The sequence below is a fragment of the Enterobacter sp. HK-058-C-ECC genome (assembly GCF_047531125.1).
GTDB classification, from domain to species: domain Bacteria; phylum Pseudomonadota; class Gammaproteobacteria; order Enterobacterales; family Enterobacteriaceae; genus Enterobacter; species Enterobacter quasiroggenkampii.
The window spans coordinates 47209-66912 of record NZ_JBLKCH010000009.1; the positions used below are offsets into that span (position 1 = coordinate 47209).

The 19704-nt window shown below is 57.2% G+C and carries 21 protein-coding genes; 11 read left to right on the forward strand and 10 right to left on the reverse strand.

Going from position 1 to position 19704, the window contains the following annotated elements:
- Position 1 precedes the first annotated feature (1 nt).
- Both ACMWJS_RS17000 and ACMWJS_RS17005 read left to right on the forward strand, forming a co-directional pair.
- A complete protein-coding gene (locus tag ACMWJS_RS17000) occupies positions 2-1174 on the forward strand; it encodes a MalY/PatB family protein (protein ID WP_414747345.1) in 1173 nt (390 codons plus the stop codon).
- Between the two features lie 16 nt (positions 1175-1190).
- On the forward strand, positions 1191-3080 hold the full coding sequence (locus tag ACMWJS_RS17005) for an enterotoxin (protein ID WP_414747346.1): 1890 nt from the start codon (positions 1191-1193) through the stop codon (positions 3078-3080).
- A 68-nt stretch (positions 3081-3148) separates the two neighbouring features.
- On the opposite strand, the gene rsmI is transcribed toward ACMWJS_RS17005, so the two are convergent.
- Positions 3149-4012: a 16S rRNA (cytidine(1402)-2'-O)-methyltransferase gene (gene rsmI, locus ACMWJS_RS17010; protein ID WP_048028870.1), complete on the reverse strand. Its 864-nt coding sequence runs from the start codon at positions 4010-4012 to the stop codon at positions 3149-3151.
- Positions 4013-4073: 61 nt separating this feature from the next.
- On the opposite strand from rsmI, the gene ACMWJS_RS17015 reads away from it, so the two are divergent.
- From ACMWJS_RS17015 to dolP, 4 genes are read left to right on the forward strand one after another with little or no spacing between them, the layout of a single operon-like run.
- The gene (locus ACMWJS_RS17015) at positions 4074-6248 is read left to right on the forward strand and encodes a penicillin-binding protein activator (RefSeq protein WP_414747347.1); all 2175 of its coding nucleotides are present in this window, start codon (positions 4074-4076) and stop codon (positions 6246-6248) included.
- Positions 6206-6601, forward strand: a complete 396-nt coding sequence (locus tag ACMWJS_RS17020; RefSeq protein WP_045910089.1) for a YraN family protein — start codon at positions 6206-6208, stop codon at positions 6599-6601. The genes ACMWJS_RS17015 and ACMWJS_RS17020 overlap by 43 nt, the downstream gene beginning before the upstream one ends.
- A gap of 21 nt (positions 6602-6622) precedes the next feature.
- Entirely contained in the window at positions 6623-7213 is a 591-nt protein-coding gene (gene diaA / locus ACMWJS_RS17025; RefSeq protein ID WP_003861754.1) for a DnaA initiator-associating protein DiaA, read from the forward strand.
- 9 nt (positions 7214-7222) lie between these two features.
- Positions 7223-7798 carry a division/outer membrane stress-associated lipid-binding lipoprotein gene (gene dolP / locus ACMWJS_RS17030; RefSeq protein ID WP_024906379.1) on the forward strand — a complete coding sequence of 192 codons (576 nt, stop codon included), beginning with the start codon at positions 7223-7225 and terminating at the stop codon, positions 7796-7798.
- Between the two features lie 66 nt (positions 7799-7864).
- Here the strand turns inward: dolP and ACMWJS_RS17035 are convergent, their stop codons facing one another.
- The gene (locus ACMWJS_RS17035) at positions 7865-8902 is read right to left on the reverse strand and encodes a permease (protein ID WP_196346512.1); all 1038 of its coding nucleotides are present in this window, start codon (positions 8900-8902) and stop codon (positions 7865-7867) included.
- 39 nt (positions 8903-8941) lie between these two features.
- Positions 8942-9586, reverse strand: a complete 645-nt coding sequence (locus ACMWJS_RS17040; RefSeq protein ID WP_262790029.1) for an NAD(P)H-binding protein — start codon at positions 9584-9586, stop codon at positions 8942-8944.
- A gap of 128 nt (positions 9587-9714) precedes the next feature.
- On the opposite strand from ACMWJS_RS17040, the gene ACMWJS_RS17045 reads away from it, so the two are divergent.
- Complete coding sequence (locus ACMWJS_RS17045; protein WP_023333577.1) at positions 9715-10233, forward strand: type 1 glutamine amidotransferase domain-containing protein; 519 nt, start codon at positions 9715-9717, stop codon at positions 10231-10233.
- Here ACMWJS_RS17045 and ACMWJS_RS17050 read toward each other — a convergent pair.
- Positions 10213-10647 (reverse strand): YhbP family protein, encoded by a 435-nt coding sequence (locus ACMWJS_RS17050; protein WP_008501485.1) that lies wholly within the window; start codon positions 10645-10647, stop codon positions 10213-10215. The genes ACMWJS_RS17045 and ACMWJS_RS17050 overlap by 21 nt on opposite strands.
- A 14-nt stretch (positions 10648-10661) precedes the next feature.
- Here ACMWJS_RS17050 and ACMWJS_RS17055 point away from each other — a divergent pair, with 14 nt between their 5' ends.
- On the forward strand, positions 10662-10991 hold the full coding sequence (locus ACMWJS_RS17055) for a GIY-YIG nuclease family protein (protein ID WP_008501484.1): 330 nt from the start codon (positions 10662-10664) through the stop codon (positions 10989-10991).
- On the opposite strand, the gene ACMWJS_RS17060 is transcribed toward ACMWJS_RS17055, so the two are convergent.
- Entirely contained in the window at positions 10978-11481 is a 504-nt protein-coding gene (locus ACMWJS_RS17060) for a GNAT family N-acetyltransferase (RefSeq protein ID WP_045910092.1), read from the reverse strand. The two genes, ACMWJS_RS17055 and ACMWJS_RS17060, sit on opposite strands and share 14 nt — an antisense overlap.
- On the reverse strand, positions 11475-11999 hold the full coding sequence (gene ubiT, locus ACMWJS_RS17065; protein ID WP_045910093.1) for a ubiquinone anaerobic biosynthesis accessory factor UbiT: 525 nt from the start codon (positions 11997-11999) through the stop codon (positions 11475-11477). The genes ACMWJS_RS17060 and ubiT overlap by 7 nt, the downstream gene beginning before the upstream one ends.
- A gap of 211 nt (positions 12000-12210) precedes the next feature.
- Here ubiT and ubiU point away from each other — a divergent pair, with 211 nt between their 5' ends.
- From ubiU to ACMWJS_RS17080, 3 genes are all read left to right on the forward strand, one after another.
- Positions 12211-13206 (forward strand): ubiquinone anaerobic biosynthesis protein UbiU, encoded by a 996-nt coding sequence (gene ubiU / locus ACMWJS_RS17070; RefSeq protein ID WP_021242249.1) that lies wholly within the window; start codon positions 12211-12213, stop codon positions 13204-13206.
- Between the two features lie 7 nt (positions 13207-13213).
- Positions 13214-14092 carry a U32 family peptidase gene (locus ACMWJS_RS17075; protein ID WP_414747348.1) on the forward strand — a complete coding sequence of 293 codons (879 nt, stop codon included), beginning with the start codon at positions 13214-13216 and terminating at the stop codon, positions 14090-14092.
- A gap of 78 nt (positions 14093-14170) precedes the next feature.
- The gene (locus ACMWJS_RS17080; protein WP_414747349.1) at positions 14171-15178 is read left to right on the forward strand and encodes a luciferase-like monooxygenase; all 1008 of its coding nucleotides are present in this window, start codon (positions 14171-14173) and stop codon (positions 15176-15178) included.
- A gap of 84 nt (positions 15179-15262) precedes the next feature.
- Here ACMWJS_RS17080 and mtr read toward each other — a convergent pair whose 3' ends face one another.
- The 4 genes from mtr to nlpI form a co-directional block, all read right to left on the reverse strand.
- Positions 15263-16507, reverse strand: coding sequence for a tryptophan permease (mtr, locus tag ACMWJS_RS17085; protein ID WP_008501478.1), 1245 nt, complete (start codon positions 16505-16507; stop codon positions 15263-15265).
- Positions 16508-16649: 142 nt separating this feature from the next.
- On the reverse strand, positions 16650-18545 hold the full coding sequence (locus ACMWJS_RS17090; RefSeq protein ID WP_048028855.1) for a DEAD/DEAH family ATP-dependent RNA helicase: 1896 nt from the start codon (positions 18543-18545) through the stop codon (positions 16650-16652).
- A complete protein-coding gene (yrbN, locus tag ACMWJS_RS17095; RefSeq protein WP_100122156.1) occupies positions 18538-18618 on the reverse strand; it encodes a protein YrbN in 81 nt (26 codons plus the stop codon). The genes ACMWJS_RS17090 and yrbN overlap by 8 nt, the downstream gene beginning before the upstream one ends.
- 107 nt (positions 18619-18725) lie before the next feature.
- Positions 18726-19610 (reverse strand): lipoprotein NlpI, encoded by an 885-nt coding sequence (nlpI, locus tag ACMWJS_RS17100; protein WP_008501476.1) that lies wholly within the window; start codon positions 19608-19610, stop codon positions 18726-18728.
- Between the last annotated feature and the right edge of the window lie 94 nt (positions 19611-19704).

Here is a 19704-nt window from a genome sequence, read left to right on the forward strand (position 1 = left end):
TGTGTTTGATTTCGACAAAATCATCGAGCGTAAAAGCGATAAGTGCCGTAAATGGGACCATGCGTTTGTCTGCTCACGCTTTGGTGATGTTCCGGAGGGGTTTATTCCGCTGTGGATCGCAGATATGGATTTCACCTCACCGCCCGCCGTTATTGAAGGCTTCCAGCGCATCGTGGAGCACGGCACCTTTGGCTATACGTGGTGTTTCGACGAATTCTACGATGCGACGATCGCCTTTCAGCGCACGCGTCATCAGGTTGAGGTAGACAGGTCGTGGATCACGCTAACCTACGGCACCGTGTCCACACTGCACTACACGGTTCAGGCGTTCTGCAGGGCTGGCGACAGCGTGATGATGAACACCCCGGTCTACGACCCGTTTGCAATGGCGGCACAGCGCCAGGGCGTTAAGGTCCTCGTTAACCCGCTTCGCGTGGAGGAAAACCGCTATCAGCTGGATTTTCATCTGATTGAAGATCAGCTCAAAACCCACCGTCCAAAACTGTGGTTCTTCTGCTCGCCGCATAACCCCTCGGGCCGAATCTGGCGCGCAGATGAGATACGGCAGGTGTCCGATCTCTGTAAACGCTACGGCACGATTCTGGTGGTCGATGAGGTTCACGCCGAGCACATTCTGGACGGTACATTCGTCAGCTGTCTGACTTCGGGCTGTGCCGCGCAGGACAACCTGATCGTGCTGACATCGCCCAATAAAGCCTTCAACCTGGGCGGGCTGAAAACGTCTTATTCAATGATCCCGGACGATTCGCTGCGCCAGCGCTTCCGCCAGCAGCTTGAGAAGAACTCGATTACTTCCCCCAATATGTTCGGCGTATGGGGGATTATCCTCGCCTATCAGCACGGTCTGCCGTGGCTCGACGCGCTGAACGGGTATCTGCAAGGCAACGCGCGCTACCTTGCGGACGCGATTCAGACCCACTTCCCGGCGTGGAAGATGATGAACCCGGAATCGTCGTATCTGGCCTGGATAGACGTGAGCGCCGACGAGCGCAGCGCCACCCAGTTAACCCAACATTTTGCCCGGCAGGCGGGCGTGGTCATTGAAGACGGCAGCCACTACGTGCAAAACGGCGAAAACTACCTGCGGATTAACTTCGGCACCCAGCGCTACTGGCTGGAGCAGTCCATCACCCAAATGCTGAAGCATTACTGATAAGGATCTAAACCCGATGAAAAAAGTGCTCACTCTTTCGCTGCTGGCTCTCTCTGTTTCTCATGGCGCGGCGGCCGCCAACTACGCGCTCAATAACGACAATATTGCCCTTTCGTTTGATGATGCAAACGCAACGGTAGTAGTGAAGGACAGCAAGGCTAACCATCCGCTCACGCCCCAGGAGCTGTTCTTTCTGACGCTGCCGGATGAGACAAAAATCCACGCCGCTGATTTCTCCATCAAGCATGTCGAAAAGCGGGACAACGCGATTGTCATCGACTTTACGCGCCCGGATTTTAACGTAACGGTGAAGCTGAATCTGGTGAAGGATAAGTATGCCAGTATCGATTACACCCTCGCGGCTGTTGGTCAGCTGCGAGACGTGGCGAAAATCACCTTCTTCCCGACGAAAAAGCAGTCACAGGCACCGTATGTTGACGGGGCCATTAACAGTTCGCCGATCGTAGCTGATTCGTTCTTTATTCTGCCGGATAAACCGATCGTGAATACTTACGCCTATGAAGCGACGACCAACCTCAACGTCGAGCTGAAAACCCCCATTCAGCCTGAAACGCCGGTCAGCTACACGATGTATTTCGGCACCTTCCCGGAAACCAGCCAACTGCGCCGCAGCGTGAACCAGTTTATCGATGCCGTGCGCCCCCGTCCGTATAGGCCTTACCTGCACTACAACAGCTGGATGGACATCGGCTTCTTTACACCTTACTCCGAGCAGGATGTGCTGGGGCGGATGGACGAGTGGAATAAGGAATTTATCACCGGACGCGGCGTGGCGCTGGACGCGTTCCTGCTGGACGACGGCTGGGACGACCTTACCGGGCGCTGGCTGTTTGGTCCGGCATTTAGCAACGGTTTTGGCAAGGTACGGGAAAAAGCCGACAGCCTGCACAGCTCGGTCGGGCTGTGGCTCTCACCGTGGGGAGGCTACAACAAGCCCCGCGACATTCGCGTCTCGCATGCAAAAGAGTATGGATTCGAAACCGTCGACGGGAAGCTGGCGCTGTCAGGGCCGAACTACTTTAAGAACTTCAATGAGCAGATCGTTAAGCTGATCAAAAACGAACACATTACCTCGTTCAAACTTGATGGGATGGGAAACGCCAATTCGCATATTAAGGGCAGCCCGTTCGCCTCGGATTTTGACGCCTCTATCGCCCTGCTGCATAACATGCGCAGCGCTAACCCAAACCTGTTTATCAACCTGACCACCGGGACCAACGCCAGCCCGTCCTGGCTGTTCTACGCTGATTCGATCTGGCGCCAGGGGGACGACATCAACCTGTACGGCCCCGGCACGCCGGTGCAGCAGTGGATGACCTACCGCGATGCGGAAACGTACCGCTCGATTGTGCGCAAGGGCCCGCTGTTCCCGCTGAACTCCTTGATGTACCACGGGATCGTCAGCGCGGAGAATGCCTACTACGGTCTGGAGAAGGTACAAACGGACAGCGATTTTGCCGACCAGGTCTGGAGCTATTTCGCGACCGGTACGCAGCTGCAGGAGCTGTATATCACCCCGTCAATGCTGAATAAGGCGAAGTGGGACACCCTGGCGCAGGCCGCGAAATGGTCCCGGGAAAACGCCAGCGTGCTGGTGGACACCCACTGGATAGGCGGCGACCCAACGGCGCTGCAGGTTTACGGCTGGGCATCATGGAGCAAGGACAAAGCGATTCTCGGCTTGCGTAACCCGTCGGATAAGCCGCAAAGCTACTACCTGGATTTGACGAGAGATTTCGAAGTCCCGACAGGAAACGCGGCGCAGTTTAGTCTGAAGGCGGTGTATGGCCGTAATTCAACCGTACCGGAGGCGTACAAAAACGCCGTGGTGATTACGCTGCAACCGCTGGAAACGCTGGTATTTGAGGCGATACCTGCTAGCTAAAAGACGCTTAAAGATCTGTAGGCCGGGTAAGGCGTAGCCGCCACCCGGCAAAACGGGCAGGAGATGCCTTACTCCCCCTGCTGCTCCAGCGCATACTTATACAGCGCATTTTTCTTCACACCGTGAATTTCTGCCGCCAGCGCAGCGGCTTTCTTCAGTGGCAGTTCCGCCTGCAGCAGCGCCAGCGTACGCAGCGCGTCGGCAGGAAGCGCGTCTTCTTCCGCCTTGTGCCCTTCGACAATCAGCACCATTTCACCCTTGCGGCGGTTTTCGTCTTCCTTCACCCACGCCAGCAGTTCACCTACCGGTGCTCCGTGGATGGTTTCCCAGGTTTTGGTCAGCTCGCGCGCCAGCACCACGTAGCGGCCTTCCCCCCAGACGGTCACCATATCTTCCAGGCTCTCCAGCAGACGGTGCGTGGATTCGTAGAAAATCAGGGTACGCGGTTCCGCTTCCAGGTCTTTTAAGACGTCGCGGCGGCCTTTGGATTTAGCGGGCAGGAAGCCTTCATAGCAGAAACGGTCAGACGGCAGACCTGCGGCGCTTAACGCAGCAATCGCGGCGCACGGTCCCGGCAGGGGTACAACGCGAATACCGGCTTCGCGACAGGTACGCACCAGGTGATAGCCCGGATCGTTGATCAGCGGCGTACCGGCATCGGAGACCAGGGCAATGTTTTGCCCCTCTTTCAGTTTGGCCACCAGCGTTTCGGCTTTTTGTTGCTCATTGTGATCGTGCAGAGCAAACAAACGGGCGTTAATCGCGAAATGTTGCAGCAGTAAGCCGGTATGGCGGGTGTCTTCAGCGGCAATTAAATCAACAGCTTGCAGTACGGTCAGCGCACGTTGGGTAATATCAGACAAATTCCCGATAGGAGTAGGTACAATATAAAGCTGGCCTTGAGAATTATCTGCCGTTTCGTGTTGTTTCATTGTTTCGTCCGTATTGCCGATTTAATATTGAGCATTGCGTAAAAAAATCACTGGATACAGTATGGTACCGTTAACGTTTCTTCGAAAAAAAGCCACGCGCAGCGTGCCGCTTCTGCTGGCAGCCCTGATCTTTGCAGGCTGTGGCACCCAGGCACCTGACCAGAGCACCGCCCATCTCCAGGGTTCTGCTCAGGCTGATTCTGGCTTTTATCTGCAACAAATGTCGCAGAGTTCAAATGATACCAAGACCAACTGGCAATTACTCGCCATTCGTGCACTGCTGAAAGAGGGTAAAACCCAGCGGGCAGCCGAACTGTTTAACCAGTTGCCAAAAGATCTTAACGACGCCCAGCGTCGTGAGCAGAGCCTGCTCTCTGCCGAGCTGAAAGTTGCGCTGAAAGATTACGCCGCCGCGAAGAAGATCCTCGGTGATATCGACGTGAGCGCGCTGGATAAAAACCAGCAGGCGCGCTTCTGGCAGGCGGGCATTACCGCTGAGCAGGGACGCCCTTCCCTGACCTTGCTCCGTGCGCTCATCGCGCAAGAGCCGCTGCTTGGCGGTGCTGATAAGCAGAAAAATATTGATGCCACCTGGCAAGCGCTGGCGTCGATGACGCAGGAACAGGCGCAGGCGCTGGTCATCAACGCGGATGAAAACGTCCTGCAGGGCTGGCTGGATCTGCAGCAGATGTGGTTTAACAACCGCAGCGATCCTAAGATGTTAAAAGCCGGTATTACGGACTGGCAGACGCGCTACCCGCAAAACCCGGGCGCGAAAATGCTGCCAACCCAGCTGGTGAACGTGCAGAACTTTAAGCCTGCCTCGACCAGCAAAATCGCCCTCCTTCTGCCACTCAACGGCCAGGCGGCGGTGTTTGGACGCACCATTCAGCAGGGCTTTGAAGCGGCGAAAAACGGCACGACGGCGGTCACCGGCAGCGCCGTTCCCGCACAGGCGGCCCAGGCGGCTAACGTGAATGATGTTGTCAGCCCATCCGCCGCAGAGACCAGCGACCTGACCACGGCGCAAGCGCCAGCGCAGGGCACGATGCAAAACCCGGTGACGGCCCCGACGACACCGCCAGCGACAACAGCTCCACCTACTACAGCACCTGCGACCCAGGCTCCGGCCGAGACGCAAGCGGCGCCAGCATCTGCTCCAGCGCCTGCCACAACAGCAGAACAGCCTCAACAGCCGCCTGCACAGCCGACTGCTCAACCTGCCGCGCAGCCGCAGTCCGTGGCAACCACCAGCGCCAACCCGGGCGCTGAATTGAAAATCTACGATACCAGTTCGCAGCCGCTGGACCAGGTTCTGGCGCAGGTTCAACAGGATGGCGCGAGCATCGTTGTCGGTCCGCTGCTGAAAAACAACGTAGAAGAGCTGATGAAGAGCAATACCACGCTGAACGTGCTGGCGCTCAACCAGCCAGAGCAGGTTCAGAACCGGGCCAATATCTGCTACTTCGCACTCTCTCCGGAAGATGAAGCCCGCGATGCGGCGCGTCATATTCACGAGCAGGGTAAGCAGGCGCCGCTGTTGCTCATCCCACGCAGCGCACTGGGTGATCGCGTGGCCAATGCCTTTGCCGATGAGTGGCAGAAGCTGGGCGGCGGCGTGGTACTGCAGCAGAAATTCGGTTCCGTCTCTGAACTGCGCGCGGGCGTCAACGGCGGGGCGGGTATCGCGCTTAACGGTAGCCCGGTCACCGCGAGCCTGCCACAGCAGCAGGGCGTGACGATTGGCGGCCTGACGATCCCTGCGCCGCCAACCGACGCGCAGATTAGCGGTGGCGGTAAAGTGGATGCGGCCTATATCGTTGCCACACCGCAGGAGATCGCCTTTATCAAACCGATGATTGCAATGCGTAATGGCAGCCAGAGCGGCGCAACGCTCTACGCCAGCTCCCGCAGCGCACAGGGCACCGCAGGCCCGGATTTCCGTCTGGAAATGGACGGTCTGCAGTACAGCGAAATCCCGATGCTGGCCGGCAGCAATCCATCCCTGATGCAGCAGGCGCTGAGCGCGGTGCGTAACGATTACTCTCTGGCGCGTCTGTATGCGATGGGGGTTGATGCGTGGGCGCTGGCGAACCACTTTACCCAGATGCGTCAGGTGCCGGGCTTCGAGCTTAACGGCAACACCGGCGATCTGACCGCCACTCAGGATTGTGTGATTAACAGGAAGTTATCATGGCTCAAATACCAGCAGGGGCAGATCGTCCCGGCCAGTTAAGCCGCAAACAGACCGGCGATGCGTGGGAGTTAAAGGCACGTCGCTGGCTTGAAGGCAAAGGACTGCATTTCATCGCCGCCAACGTCCGCGGGCGTGGCGGCGAAATCGACCTGATCATGAAAGACGGTCAGGTCATCGTGTTTGTAGAAGTGCGCTTTCGACAGTCCTCCCGTTTTGGCGGTGCTGCCGCCAGCGTGACGCTCGCCAAACAACATAAATTATTACAGACTGCCCACTTGTGGCTTGCCCGCCATAATGGGAGTTTTGATACTGTGGATTGCCGGTTCGATGTGATAGCCTTCACCGGAAATGAGATCGAATGGCTTAAAAACGCTTTTGGCGAAGACGCATAATTAAGATTTAAAAGGGATAACGTGCTCGAAAGAATTAAAGTGTGCTTCACAGAAAGCATCCAGACTCAGATTGCCGCGGCGGAAGCCCTTCCGGATGCTATCTCGCGTGCCGCAATGACGCTGGTGCAATCCCTGCTAAACGGCAACAAAATCCTCTGTTGTGGCAACGGCACGTCAGCCGCCAACGCACAGCATTTTGCTGCCAGCATGATCAATCGTTTTGAAACAGAACGCCCAAGTTTACCTGCCATTGCACTTAATACCGATAATGTGGTCTTAACGGCGATTGCTAACGATCGTCTGCATGACGAAATTTACGCAAAGCAGGTGCGAGCCTTGGGTCATGCCGGAGATGTGCTGCTGGCCATCTCCACGCGCGGCAATAGCCGGGATATTGTCAAAGCCGTTGAAGCCGCCGTCACCCGCGACATGACTATCGTGGCCTTAACCGGCTATGACGGGGGTGAGCTGGCGGGTCTGCTTGGGCCGCAGGATGTGGAAATCCGCATTCCGTCTCACCGGAGCGCACGTATTCAGGAAATGCATATGCTCACGGTGAACTGCTTATGTGACTTGATCGATAACACGCTTTTCCCTCACCAGGATGATTAAGGAGTTCTTATGAAGGCTTTATCGACCCTCGCAGTCCTTATGTCTGCATTACTGCTTCAGGGATGTATCGCTGCGGCCGTTGTGGGTACCGCAGCAGTAGGCACCAAAGCGGCAACCGATCCGCGCTCTGTGGGGACACAGGTGGATGACGGTACGCTGGAGCTGCGCGTCAACAGTGCGCTGTCGAAAGACGAACAGATCAAGAAAGAGGCGCGTATCAACGTGACGGCTTACCAGGGCAAAGTGCTGCTGGCAGGCCAGGCGCCGAATATGGAACTCGCCTCGCGTGCGAAACAGATTGCGATGGGCGTTGAAGGGACCACAGAGGTGTTTAACGAAGTGCGTCAGGGCAAGCCAATTGGCCTGGGTGATGCTTCTTCCGATACCTGGATCACCACCAAAGTGCGTTCCCAACTGCTGGGTTCGGACCAGGTGAAATCCTCCAACGTGAAGGTGACGACGGAAAACGGTGAAGTGTTCCTGCTGGGTCTGGTGACCGACCGTGAAGGGAAAGCGGCGGCCGATATCGCCAGCCGGGTGAGCGGCGTGAAGCACGTCACCACCGCGTTTACTTACATTAAATAAAAAAATCCCCTCAAGTGAGGGGATTTTTTTTGTAGGCCCGGCAAGCGTAGCGCCACCGGGCGTTTTTCACAGAAGCGCAATACTCCCCACCAGCACCCCACTCAACGCCACCAGCCCTGCGGTCAGCCACAGCGCTTTCGCCGGGAATGACTTACGCAGCATAATCAGCGACGGCAGGCTGATGGCAGGCAGCGTGATGAGCAATGCCAGCGCCGGTGCGGTGCCCATGCCGGCCAACATCATGGTCTGAACAATGGGAATTTCTGCGGCGGTAGGGATCACAAACAGGCAGCCTGCAACGGCCATCGCAATGACCCACAACAGCGTGTTGTCGATAGCGCCATCCGCATGCGGGAAGAGCCAGACGCGCGCCGCGCCGAGAACCAGCACCGCCAGGATATAGACCGGGATGGTGCTCCAGAAAAGCTGCCATAGCGCCCTGCCCCAGCGGGCAAAGAACCCGCCCTGCGGCTCGCTGACGTCCAGCTCAACAGACGCGGACTCTGGCGTCTTATCCTTCACCAGATTTTGCACCAGCGTCGCCACCACCAGCACGGTCAGCAGTCCTGCCACCAGACGAATGAACGCGAAATGCCAGCCCAGGACAAAGCCCATAAACACCAGCGTCGCCGGGTTGAGCAGCGGGTTGCCCATCCAGAACGCCAGTGCGCCGCCCATTGATACGCGCTGGCGGCGCATGCCTGCCGCCACGGGTGCAGCACAGCAGGAGCACATCATGCCCGGCAGGGAGAAGATCGTTCCCAGCAACGTACCCTGAAAGCGCGGCTGCCCGAGGGTTTTCACCAGCCAGTTGCGCGGGATCAGCACCTGAATCAGAGAGCCCAGGATCACGCCCAGGACGGCAGCCTTCCAGACGGCAAGGAAGTAGACCATGGCATAGTCCCACGCTGCCTGAAGCGGGCTGGCATCCGCCTGAGCGAGAATAGATTTACCGATGCTGTGCGTTTCGGCGGCGGTGAAGGCTTTGCCGTAGTACGGCTGCCATTTCACGTACCAGAGGCCAATAATGACCACGAGAAAGAAGAGTGCGGGCTTCCACCATTGAACAGGTGTTGCCGCCTGAGATGAAGACTGACCAGTCATAGCATTCCCCGGAGAGTATGAGTAATTAGCCGGGGGAGTTTACGCCTCGCCCTGCGCGATTTCACGCAGTTTTGCCGAAGGGATAATGTTTACGCCCGCTTTTGACGGGGCCAGCCCCTCTTTTAACATCGCCCGCGCGACGTCCCGCGCCTCTATGGCTTTCCAGTTGCCGGGAAGGATCCGAAACAGCGGGGCCAGGATCGACTCGTTAAAGCGGCGCTCGTCGCGATGGCCGATCAGCATCGAGGGGCGCACAATCGTCAGCTGCTCCCATTTCTGCGCAATCAGTGCATCCTCCATCTTGCCCTTCACCTTGTTGTAGAAGAAAGGCGATCCGGCACTGGCGCCCAGCGCACTGACCACCAGAAAATGTCTGGCCCCCAGCTTTTTCGCCGTAAGCGCGGTGTCCACCACCAGCGTATAGTCGGCGTGGATAAATGCCTCTTTGCTCCCCGCCTCCCGCCGTGTAGTGCCCAGACAGCAAAACGCGATATCAATGGGATCCTGCACCTGCGCCAGCGCATCCGTCAGTTGAGGATCGTGCGGATTAAAGACGCCGGAGATGTCCGTCAGCGGTCGACGCGTCGGGGCAGCGATGTAGTTCACGCGACGATCCTGAATCAGCAGCCGCAGCAGATGATCGCCCACTAGCCCGGTAGCCCCGGTAATCAGTACCTGACTCATCGTATCCCCTTTACAGAATTGTCCGTTTGCGAACTCAGCGTCGTCGACCACACTTAGAAGTCTGTTACAGGTAAGTATTTACCACAAGCGGAGAAAAATCAGTCTGAAGCCAAAACAACGGAGGAAGCATGGGCAAGAAAATCGCAGTCTTGATTACCGACGAGTTTGAAGATTCAGAATTCACCTCTCCTGCAGAGGCGTTCCGCAAGGCGGGACATGAGGTCATCACCATCGAGAAAGAAGCGGGCAAAACGGTGACAGGTCATAAGGGCGAGGCGACCGTAACCATTGATGAGACCATCGATAACGTTAGCCCCTCCGATTTTGACGCACTGCTGTTACCCGGCGGCCATTCACCGGATTCCCTGCGCGGAGACGAGCGCTTCGTGACCTTCACCCGGGACTTTGTCTCTACCGGCAAACCGGTCTTTGCCATCTGTCACGGCCCGCAGCTGCTCATCAGCGCGGAGGTTGTCCGCGGGCGTAAGCTCACGGCGGTGAAACCGATCGTTATCGATCTGAAAAATGCGGGCGCCGAATTTTACGATCAGGAGGTGGTCAACGACAAAGACCAGCTGATCACCAGCCGCACCCCGGACGATCTTCCGGCGTTTAACCGCGAAGCGCTACGCCTGCTCGGCGCGTAGCCAGTGCAGCTTCTTGCCAAAGCCCAGGGTGTTGTCGGTAAATTTCAGCTCATCGAGGCGGATTTCCCACACAGGGGCTTTTAGCGCAGCGGCAACCGGAAAGCGGCGCGTGTAGTGCTTACGACGCGCGTCGCTCTCTTCTCCGTCCAGACGACGGATTTCCCCTTTAAACTGTACCCCACGGATCAGCGCGACCGTTTTCGGCTGGCCATTCACCGTGCCCGCGACCTTCGCCTGCTGGCCGGTCATCTGCGCATGACGCGTTTTGTCTTCACTCATGACATAAAACGCGACGCGCTCCGGATCGTAGTAGTAAAACGCGTTTGCGCACCACATCTCACCCTCGCTGTAGACGCACCAGGTGACGACGTGCTGCTTCGCCAGCCAGCGGTTGATGGCTGCCAGTGTTTCCATTTTCGTTCTCTCTCATGCTATGGTGCGTTCACCTTAACATACTGAATCTGTTTACCGTGTGCTGGTTTCTCTATCTTGTCCGAACCGCTGATAACGCACTCTACACCGGGATAACCACCGATGTGGCGCGGCGTTTTTTACAACATCAAACGGGGAAAGGGGCAAAAGCGCTGCGGGGGAAAGGGGAGTTACAGCTTGCCTTTTCGGCGCCCGTCGGTGACCGATCGCTGGCGCTCAGGCTGGAATACCGCATCAAACAGCTGACGAAGCGCCAGAAAGAGCGCCTCGTGACCGGAGACGGCTCCTTTGAGGCGCTACGCGAGAGCCTGATTAAAAGCGATTGAAATGGTCGTGGTACTCGACCAGGCCATTGACGCCGTTGAGCGCGTCGTCCGCCAGACGGTGCACCTGGAATGCGGATTCCGTACCCGGCCAGCGGCAGCGCAGATCGTAATGCGCGGCCTGCTCGAAGCCTAAACGGCCATAGAACGCCGGATCGCCCAGCGCAACAACGGCCGCATAACCGAACTCATTGAGCGAATCCAGTCCTTCATAGACCAGCTGACGCGCCAGCCCCTGCCCGCGATAGTTTTCATCCACCGCCAGCGGTGCCATACCGACCCACTGCAGCTCTTCGCCCTGAACGGTGACCGGACTGAAGGCAACATAGCCCACCACCTGACCTTCGTCATCGGTGGCGACCAGCCCCAGCGTAATCAGACCGTCTTCGCGGAGATCGTGGACCAGCTGGGCTTCGGCATCGCTCGCGAAAGCACGGCGCAGCAGCGCATCGATCCCCGGCGCATCAATCCCTATTTCGACTCGAATCAGCATGGCTCACCTACTGAAGTGTGTTTACTGTCCGGCGGGGCTTTCAGCCCGGCCTCAACGAAATCTGCCATTTGCATCAACATCACGCGCAGCGCTTTCGGCATCTGCTCCAGCTCAATGGCATCCATTAAATTCTTCACGTACAGGCCCAGCTCCGTGTCGCCTTCAATCACCAGACGGCGCTGGAAGAAGAGCGTATCCGGATCCTGTTTACGCGCGGCGATCATCAGCAGATCGCTGGCGTTGGCGCTAAAGCTCACGTCCGCCTCGGCGGTTTCGCGGACGATCAGCTGGTCATTCTCAACGGAGGTAAACCAGCGCAGCCCGATGTCACGCACCTCAATGCTCAACCAGCGGCCTTCCAGGAATTCCAGCTCGCCATCCTGCAGCGCCTGGCGGAACTGCCAGCTCAGGACCTGCTCCAGCACCTGACGTTTAAGCGCGAACGGCGCCAGCTTGACCGGCACGCTCAGCATTGATGGGCCAAATTGTACGAGACGTGAACGCAGTTTATCCAGCACGAGCTTTACTCCCTGATATCTATAGTCCTGCTATTTTGCCATATCCGACGCACAACATAGCGGCGTAAATCAACAAACCGTCGTCCGGACAACCTCATTATTGGTGCCATCAATACGCCATTAGCTGCCTTAAATCAAAAATTGTCGCGTATGGGTTAATTAAAATCCCAGCTCGTTAACATTTTTGCGATCGACAACATCAGGATAAATTATGGAGCTGCTCTGCCCTGCCGGAAACCTTCCGGCGCTTAAGGCGGCCATCGAAAATGGGGCCGATGCGGTCTATATCGGGCTAAAAGATGACACCAATGCCCGCCATTTCGCTGGCCTTAACTTTACGGAGAAAAAGCTTCAGGAAGCCGTTAACTTCGTTCACCAGCACCGCCGCAAGCTGCATATCGCCATCAATACCTTTGCTCATCCTGACGGGTACGCCCGCTGGCAGCGCGCGGTGGATATGGCGGCACAACTGGGTGCCGATGCGCTGATTCTGGCCGACCTCGCCATGCTTGAGTATGCGGCAGAACGCTATCCCCATATTGAGCGCCACGTCTCTGTTCAGGCATCTGCCACCAACGAAGAGGCCGTGCGTTTTTATCACCGAAACTTTGACGTGGCCCGCGTGGTGCTGCCGCGCGTGCTCTCTATCCATCAGGTTAAGCAACTCGCACGCGTCACGCCAGTGCCGCTGGAAGTTTTTGCCTTTGGCAGCCTGTGCATTATGGCCGAAGGCCGTTGCTATCTTTCCTCGTATCTGACCGGCGAGTCGCCAAATACCGTCGGGGCCTGCTCCCCTGCCCGCTTTGTCCGCTGGCAGCAAACGCCGCAGGGGCTGGAATCCCGCCTGAATGAGGTGCTGATCGACCGCTATCAGGACGGTGAAAACGCCGGTTATCCCACCCTGTGTAAAGGCCGCTATCTGGTCGACGGCGAGCGTTACCACGCCCTGGAAGAGCCCACCAGCCTCAACACGCTGGAGCTGCTGCCGGAACTGCTGGCGGCCAATATTGCCTCGGTGAAAATCGAAGGTCGCCAGCGTAGCCCGGCCTACGTGAGCCAGGTGGCGAAAGTGTGGCGTCAGGCCATCGACCGCTGCATGGCGGACCCGCAGAACTACGCTCCGCAGCAGGCCTGGATGGAGACGCTCGGATCGATGTCCGAAGGCACGCAAACCACGCTGGGCGCGTATCACCGTAAATGGCAGTGAGAAAATCATGAAATATTCATTAGGACCGGTGCTTTACTACTGGCCAAAAGAGACGCTGGAAGATTTTTACCAACAGGCCGCCACCAGCAGCGCCGATGTGATTTACCTCGGTGAAGCGGTGTGCAGCAAGCGCCGCGCCACCAAAGTGGGCGACTGGCTGGAGATGGCGAAAAGCCTGGCCGGAAGCGGCAAGCAGGTCGTGCTCTCCACCCTTGCGCTGGTGCAGGCGTCTTCCGAACTGGGCGAGCTGAAACGCTACGTAGAGAACGGCGAGTTCCTGCTGGAAGCGAGCGATCTCGGCGTGGTGAACATGTGCGCCGAACGCAGGCTGCCGTTTGTCGCGGGTCATGCCCTGAACTGCTACAACGCCGTGACCCTGCGCCTGCTGCTCAAACAGGGCATGACGCGCTGGTGCATGCCGGTTGAACTCTCCCGCGACTGGCTGGCAAACCTGCTCACGCAGTGCGAAGAGCTGGGCATTCGCAACAAGTTTGAAGTGGAAGTGCTGAGCTACGGGCATCTGCCGCTGGCCTATTCCGCCCGCTGCTTTACCGCGCGCTCGGAAGACCGTCCGAAAGACGAGTGCGAAACCTGCTGCATTAAGTACCCGAACGGGCGCAGCATGCTGTCGCAGGAGAACCAGCAGGTGTTTGTTCTCAACGGTATTCAGACCATGAGCGGCTATGTCTATAACCTCGGCAACGAGCTGGCGTCGATGGACGGGCTGGTGGATATGGTGCGCCTGTCGCCGCTCGATACCGGCGTGTTCACGATGCTGGACGCCTTCCGCGCTAACGAAAACGGTGCCGCTCCGCTGCCGCTGACGGCGAACAGCGACTGTAACGGCTACTGGAAGCGTCTGGCCGGGCTGGAACTTCAGGCCTAAAAAAGGCTCACTTTGTTAACAACGGTTATCATTTTTTAATGCAGTATTAAAGATTCACCGTCGACAAAGTGAGCTGTTATGACTGACAAAACCCTTCCGTTTTCGGTGCTGGATCTGGCGCCGATCCCACAAGGCTCCTCGGCGAGAGAAGCCTTTTCGCACTCTCTGGATCTGGCTCAGCTGGCCGAAAAGCGTGGCTATCACCGCTACTGGCTGGCCGAACACCACAACATGGTGGGCATTGCCAGCGCCGCCACCTCGGTACTGATTGGTTATCTGGCGGCAAATACCACCACGCTGCACCTGGGCTCCGGCGGCGTGATGTTGCCGAATCACGCCCCGCTGGTGATCGCCGAGCAGTTCGGCACGCTGAATACCATCTATCCGGGCCGTATCGATTTGGGGCTTGGCCGTGCGCCGGGCAGCGATCAGCCGACCATGCGCGCCCTGCGTCGCCATATGAGCGGCGATATTGATAACTTCTCGCGCGACGTGGCCGAACTGGTGGACTGGTTCGACGCACGTGACCCGAACCCGCACGTGCGCCCGGTACCTGGTTACGGCGAGAAGATCCCGGTATGGCTGTTGGGCTCAAGCCTCTACAGCGCGCAGCTCGCCGCACAGCTGGGGCTGCCGTTTGCGTTTGCCTCCCATTTCGCGCCGGATATGTTGCATCAGGCGCTGCATCTTTACCGTACGCACTTCAAACCGTCCGAGCGTCTGGAGAAACCGTACGCGATGGTGTGTATCAACATCATTGCTGCCGACAGCAATCGCGACGCGGAATTCCTGTTCACCTCCATGCAGCAGGCGTTTGTGAAGCTGCGTCGCGGGGAGACGGGCCAGCTTCCGCCACCGGTGGAGAATATGCATCAGCTGTGGTCAGCTTCAGAGCAGTATGGCGTTCAACAGGCGCTGAGCATGTCGCTAGTTGGCGATAAAGCGAAAGTGCGTCACGGGCTGGAGGCGGTGCTGCGTGAAACGCAGGCGGATGAAATTATGGTTAACGGCCAGATTTTCGATCACCAGGCGCGTTTGCACTCGTTTGATTTGGCCATGCAGGTGAAAGAGGAGTTGGTGGAGTAGTTTTTTGCCGGATGGCGGCTACGCCTTATCCGGCCTACGCGATCCCTGTAGGCCCGGTAAGCGTAGCGCCACCGGGCTTTGCATTTACTGATAGACAGGCAACAGATTAAAACTCGACAGCACGTGTACCAGGGCATTGCCCGCGCCGAACACCAGGATCAGCGCAATCATCGGCTTACCGCCCCAGACGCGGAATTTCGGGCTACCGAAGCGTTTACGTGATTTACGCGCCAGCAGCGCCGGCACAATCGCCGCCCAGATGGTTGCCGCCAGCCCTGCATAGCCGATGGCGTACAGGAAGCCGTTCGGCCACAGCAGGCCGCCCACAATCGGCGGCAGGAAGGTCAGCAGCGCGGTTTTGAAGCGCCCCATCGCAGAATCATCAAAGCCGAACAGATCCGCCAGGTAGTCAAACAGGCCCAACGTCACGCCGAGGAAAGAGCTCGCCACCGCAAAGTTAGAGAAGATAACCAGCAGCAGATCCAGGCTGCGGCTGTTCAGCACGCCGCTCAGCGCCTGCACCAGCACGTCAATGTTACCGCCCTTCTGCGCAATACCGATAAATTCCGGGCGCGGGATGTTGCCCATCGTTCCGAGCAGCCAGATGACGTACAGCGCCAGCGCCAGCAGCGTGCCGTAGACCAGACACTTCACAATGGTGCGCGGATCTTTGCCGTAGTACTTCATCAGGCTCGGCACGTTGCCGTGGTAGCCGAACGATGCCAGACAGAATGGCAGCGTCATCAGCAGGTACGGCGTATAGGAGGTATTCACTTCGGCAACGTTAAACAGCGTGGCGGGCGTCACGTGCCCCAGCAGGCTGCCGAAGGTCAGGAAGAAGGTGATGACCTTCGCGCCCAGTACGATTGCCGTCATCCGGCTTACCGCTTTGGTACTCATCCAGACGATAAACGCCACGCCCAGCGCAAAGCACAGCCCGGCCAGACGCGCTGGAACGTTCAGCGACATCTCAGAGAAGGTGTGATGCAGAATCGAACCGCTCGCCGAAATATATGCGTAGGTCAGGATATAGAGCACAAAGGCAATGGACAGACCGTTCACCAGGTTCCAGCCTTTGCCCAGCAGGTCTTTGGTGATGGTGTCGAAGCTCGCGCCAATGCGGTAGTTCAGGTTGGCTTCGAGGATCATCAGCCCGGAATGGAGCATACAGAACCAGGTAAAGACCAGCGCGGCCAGCGACCAGAAGAACCACGCACCGGACATGACCACGGGCAGGGAGAACATCCCGGCACCTATAATGGTTCCGCCGATGATCACCACGCCGCCAAGCAGCGAAGGTGACGTTTGGGTGGTGGTTAGTGTCGCCATACAGCCTTTTCTCCAGTCAATCATGCGGTTCTGCATTTTAATGTGACGCACTGTACCAGTACAAGAGTACAAAGGGAATAAAAAAAGCCCCGATAGCATGTATCGGGGCTGTATATTTTACTTTACGTCAGAAGCGTAAGGCTTACGCGTCACCGAAACGACGACGGCTGGTGCCTTCTTCACGACGTGGACCACGGCTTTCGCGGCGCTCGCCGGAGAAACGACGGCCTTCACCACCGCGACCTTCGCTGCGGCCGCCTTCACGACGCTCGCCGCCGAAACCGCGACCACCACCACGGCGTTCGCCGCCACGGTCAGGACGTGGCTGTGCATCGCCCAGCAGCTGCATGTTCATCGGCTTGTTCAGGATGCGGGTACGCGTAAAGTGCTGCAGTACTTCACCCGGCATGCCTTTTGGCAGCTCGATGGTAGAGTGGGATGCGAACAGCTTGATGTTACCGATGTAACGGCTGCTGATGTCGCCTTCGTTAGCGATCGCGCCAACGATGTGACGAACTTCAACGCCATCATCACGACCCACTTCAATGCGGTACAGTTCCATGTCACCTGCGTCGCGACGTTCACGACGTGGACGGTCTTCACCACCACGCTCTGGACGGTCACCACGTGGGCCACGATCGTTACGGTCGCCACGACGTTCGAAGCGATCGTCACGGTCACGGAATTCACGCTTAGGACGCATCGGCGCATCTGGTGGCACGATCAGGCTACGTTCGCCCTGAGCCATTTTCAGCAGTGCTGCAGCCAGGGTTTCCATGTCCAGCTCTTCGCCTTCAGCAACAGGCTGAATCTGCGACAGCAGCGCACGGTACTGATCCAGATCGCTGCTTTCCAGCTGCTGCTGTACTTTGGCGGCGAATTTTTCCAGACGGCGTTTGCCCAGCAGCTCTGCGTTTGGCAGGTCCGCTTCTGGAATGGTCAGCTTCATGGTACGTTCGATGTTGCGCAGCAGACGACGCTCGCGGTTCTCAACGAACAGCAGCGCGCGGCCAGCACGACCCGCACGACCGGTACGGCCGATACGGTGAACGTAAGACTCGGAATCCATCGGGATGTCGTAGTTAACAACCAGGCTGATACGCTCAACGTCCAGACCACGTGCTGCCACGTCGGTTGCAATCAGGATATCCAGACGACCGTCTTTCAGACGCTCCAGAGTCTGCTCACGCAGGGCCTGGTTCATGTCACCGTTCAGCGCTGCGCTGTTATAGCCGCTACGCTCCAGGGCTTCAGCCACTTCCAGGGTCGCATTTTTGGTACGAACGAAGATAATCGCCGCATCAAAATCTTCCGCTTCCAGGAAACGTACCAGCGCTTCGTTTTTACGCATGCCGTACACAGACCAGTAGCTCTGGCTGATGTCCGGGCGAGTGGTTACGCTGGACTGAATACGCACTTCCTGCGGCTCTTTCATGAAGCGGCGGGTAATGCGACGGATAGCTTCCGGCATGGTTGCAGAGAACAGCGCGGTCTGATGACCGTCCGGGATCTGCGCCATAATGGTTTCAACGTCTTCGATGAAGCCCATACGCAGCATTTCATCTGCTTCATCCAGTACCAGACCGCTCAGTTTAGAGAGGTCCAGGGTACCGCGCTTCAGGTGATCCAGCAGACGGCCCGGCGTACCGACAACAATCTGTGGGCCCTGGCGCAGGGCGCGTAACTGCACGTCATAACGCTGGCCGCCGTACAGGGCAACCACGTTTACGCCGCGCATATGTTTAGAGAATTCCGTCATGGCTTCTGCAACCTGAACAGCCAGTTCACGGGTTGGAGCCAGAACGAGGATCTGCGGTGCACGCAGGTCCGGATCAATGTTGTTCAGCAGCGGCAGCGAGAACGCTGCAGTTTTACCGCTACCAGTCTGGGCCATGCCCAGCACGTCACGACCAGAAAGCAGGTGTGGGATACACTCAGCCTGGATCGGAGATGGTTTTTCGTAACCCAGATCGTTAAGGGCTTCAAGGATAGGAGCCTTCAGGCCCAGATCTGCAAAAGTGGTTTCGAATTCAGCCATGTAGTACGAGTGCCTCAATGTCAATGGCGGCCAGTCTACTTAGCTCATCGTGAAAATGATTAGCAATTTTCATTGAAAAGTGTGAACCGGCTCAAAGTAGGTGTATTGACGAACAACAACGCCCTCACCAGTTAAGGTGATGGCAATCAAAAGATTACGGGCTGATGTTTATGTCGTCAGCTATTGCTGGTCCGATTCTGCCAGGTCGTCTTGCTCCTGGCCCAAGAGCGATAATTCCAACAATGCATAACGGTGCTCAACGAAGTTGTGTACGTTGTTAGCAACCGCTAATTTGAACAGTGCCGTAGCGCTGTCCTTATCCCCCAGACTTAGGTAGTACTTACCTAAATAGAAGTTGGTTTCACTGAGATGCTCAGCGAGCGAGGTGTTATCCGTTGCGTCCGCCTTGAGGCGTTCCATCAGCGTTGCTTCGCTAATGTTGCCCAGGTAGAACTCGACAATGTTCCATCCCCACTGTTCCTTGTCCGATTTATCGAAGCGCTGTTTCAGTGCCTCTTTTGCCTGCTTCTCATCGAGCTTCCGCTCAACGATGTAAAGCCACAGGCTACGGAAAGGATCATTAGGATCGTCTTGATAAAACGCCAGCAGATCATCTTGCGCTAACTTGTCACGACCGCCGTAATACAAAGCGATACCGCGATTCAAGTGCGCGTAGTTGTAAGTTGGATCAAGCTCAAGTACAGAATCAAACGCTTCATAGGCAGCATCAAAATTGCCTGCCTGCGTTAAATAAATGCCTAAGTAATTGAATACTTCAGGCATATCAGGTCGGATAGCCAGCGCTTGTGAAAAATCATTTCGCGCCAATGCCCTCAGACCGAGACTATCATACAACACTCCGCGCTCATATAAAAGCTGTGCGCGTTCGTCATCGGTTAAAGCCCGACTGGCAAGTATTTGTTCCATGCGTGCCAGGATCACTTCCTGCTGCAAAGTCGGTTGCAATGGCACTGCGAGGACTTCGCTCTTACGCCAGGCAGAGTTGCTGCATCCTGCCAGCGTTAAAGCTGTCGCAACGAAACACCAGCGCAAAAAAGGCTTCATTTCCCACTCCCGAAGACAACTATTGGATGAACGTCCTGTCCCCCGGCGGCTTAACAAGGCGTCCTGCCTGATAATAGGCCCTCCGCAAAGCGGA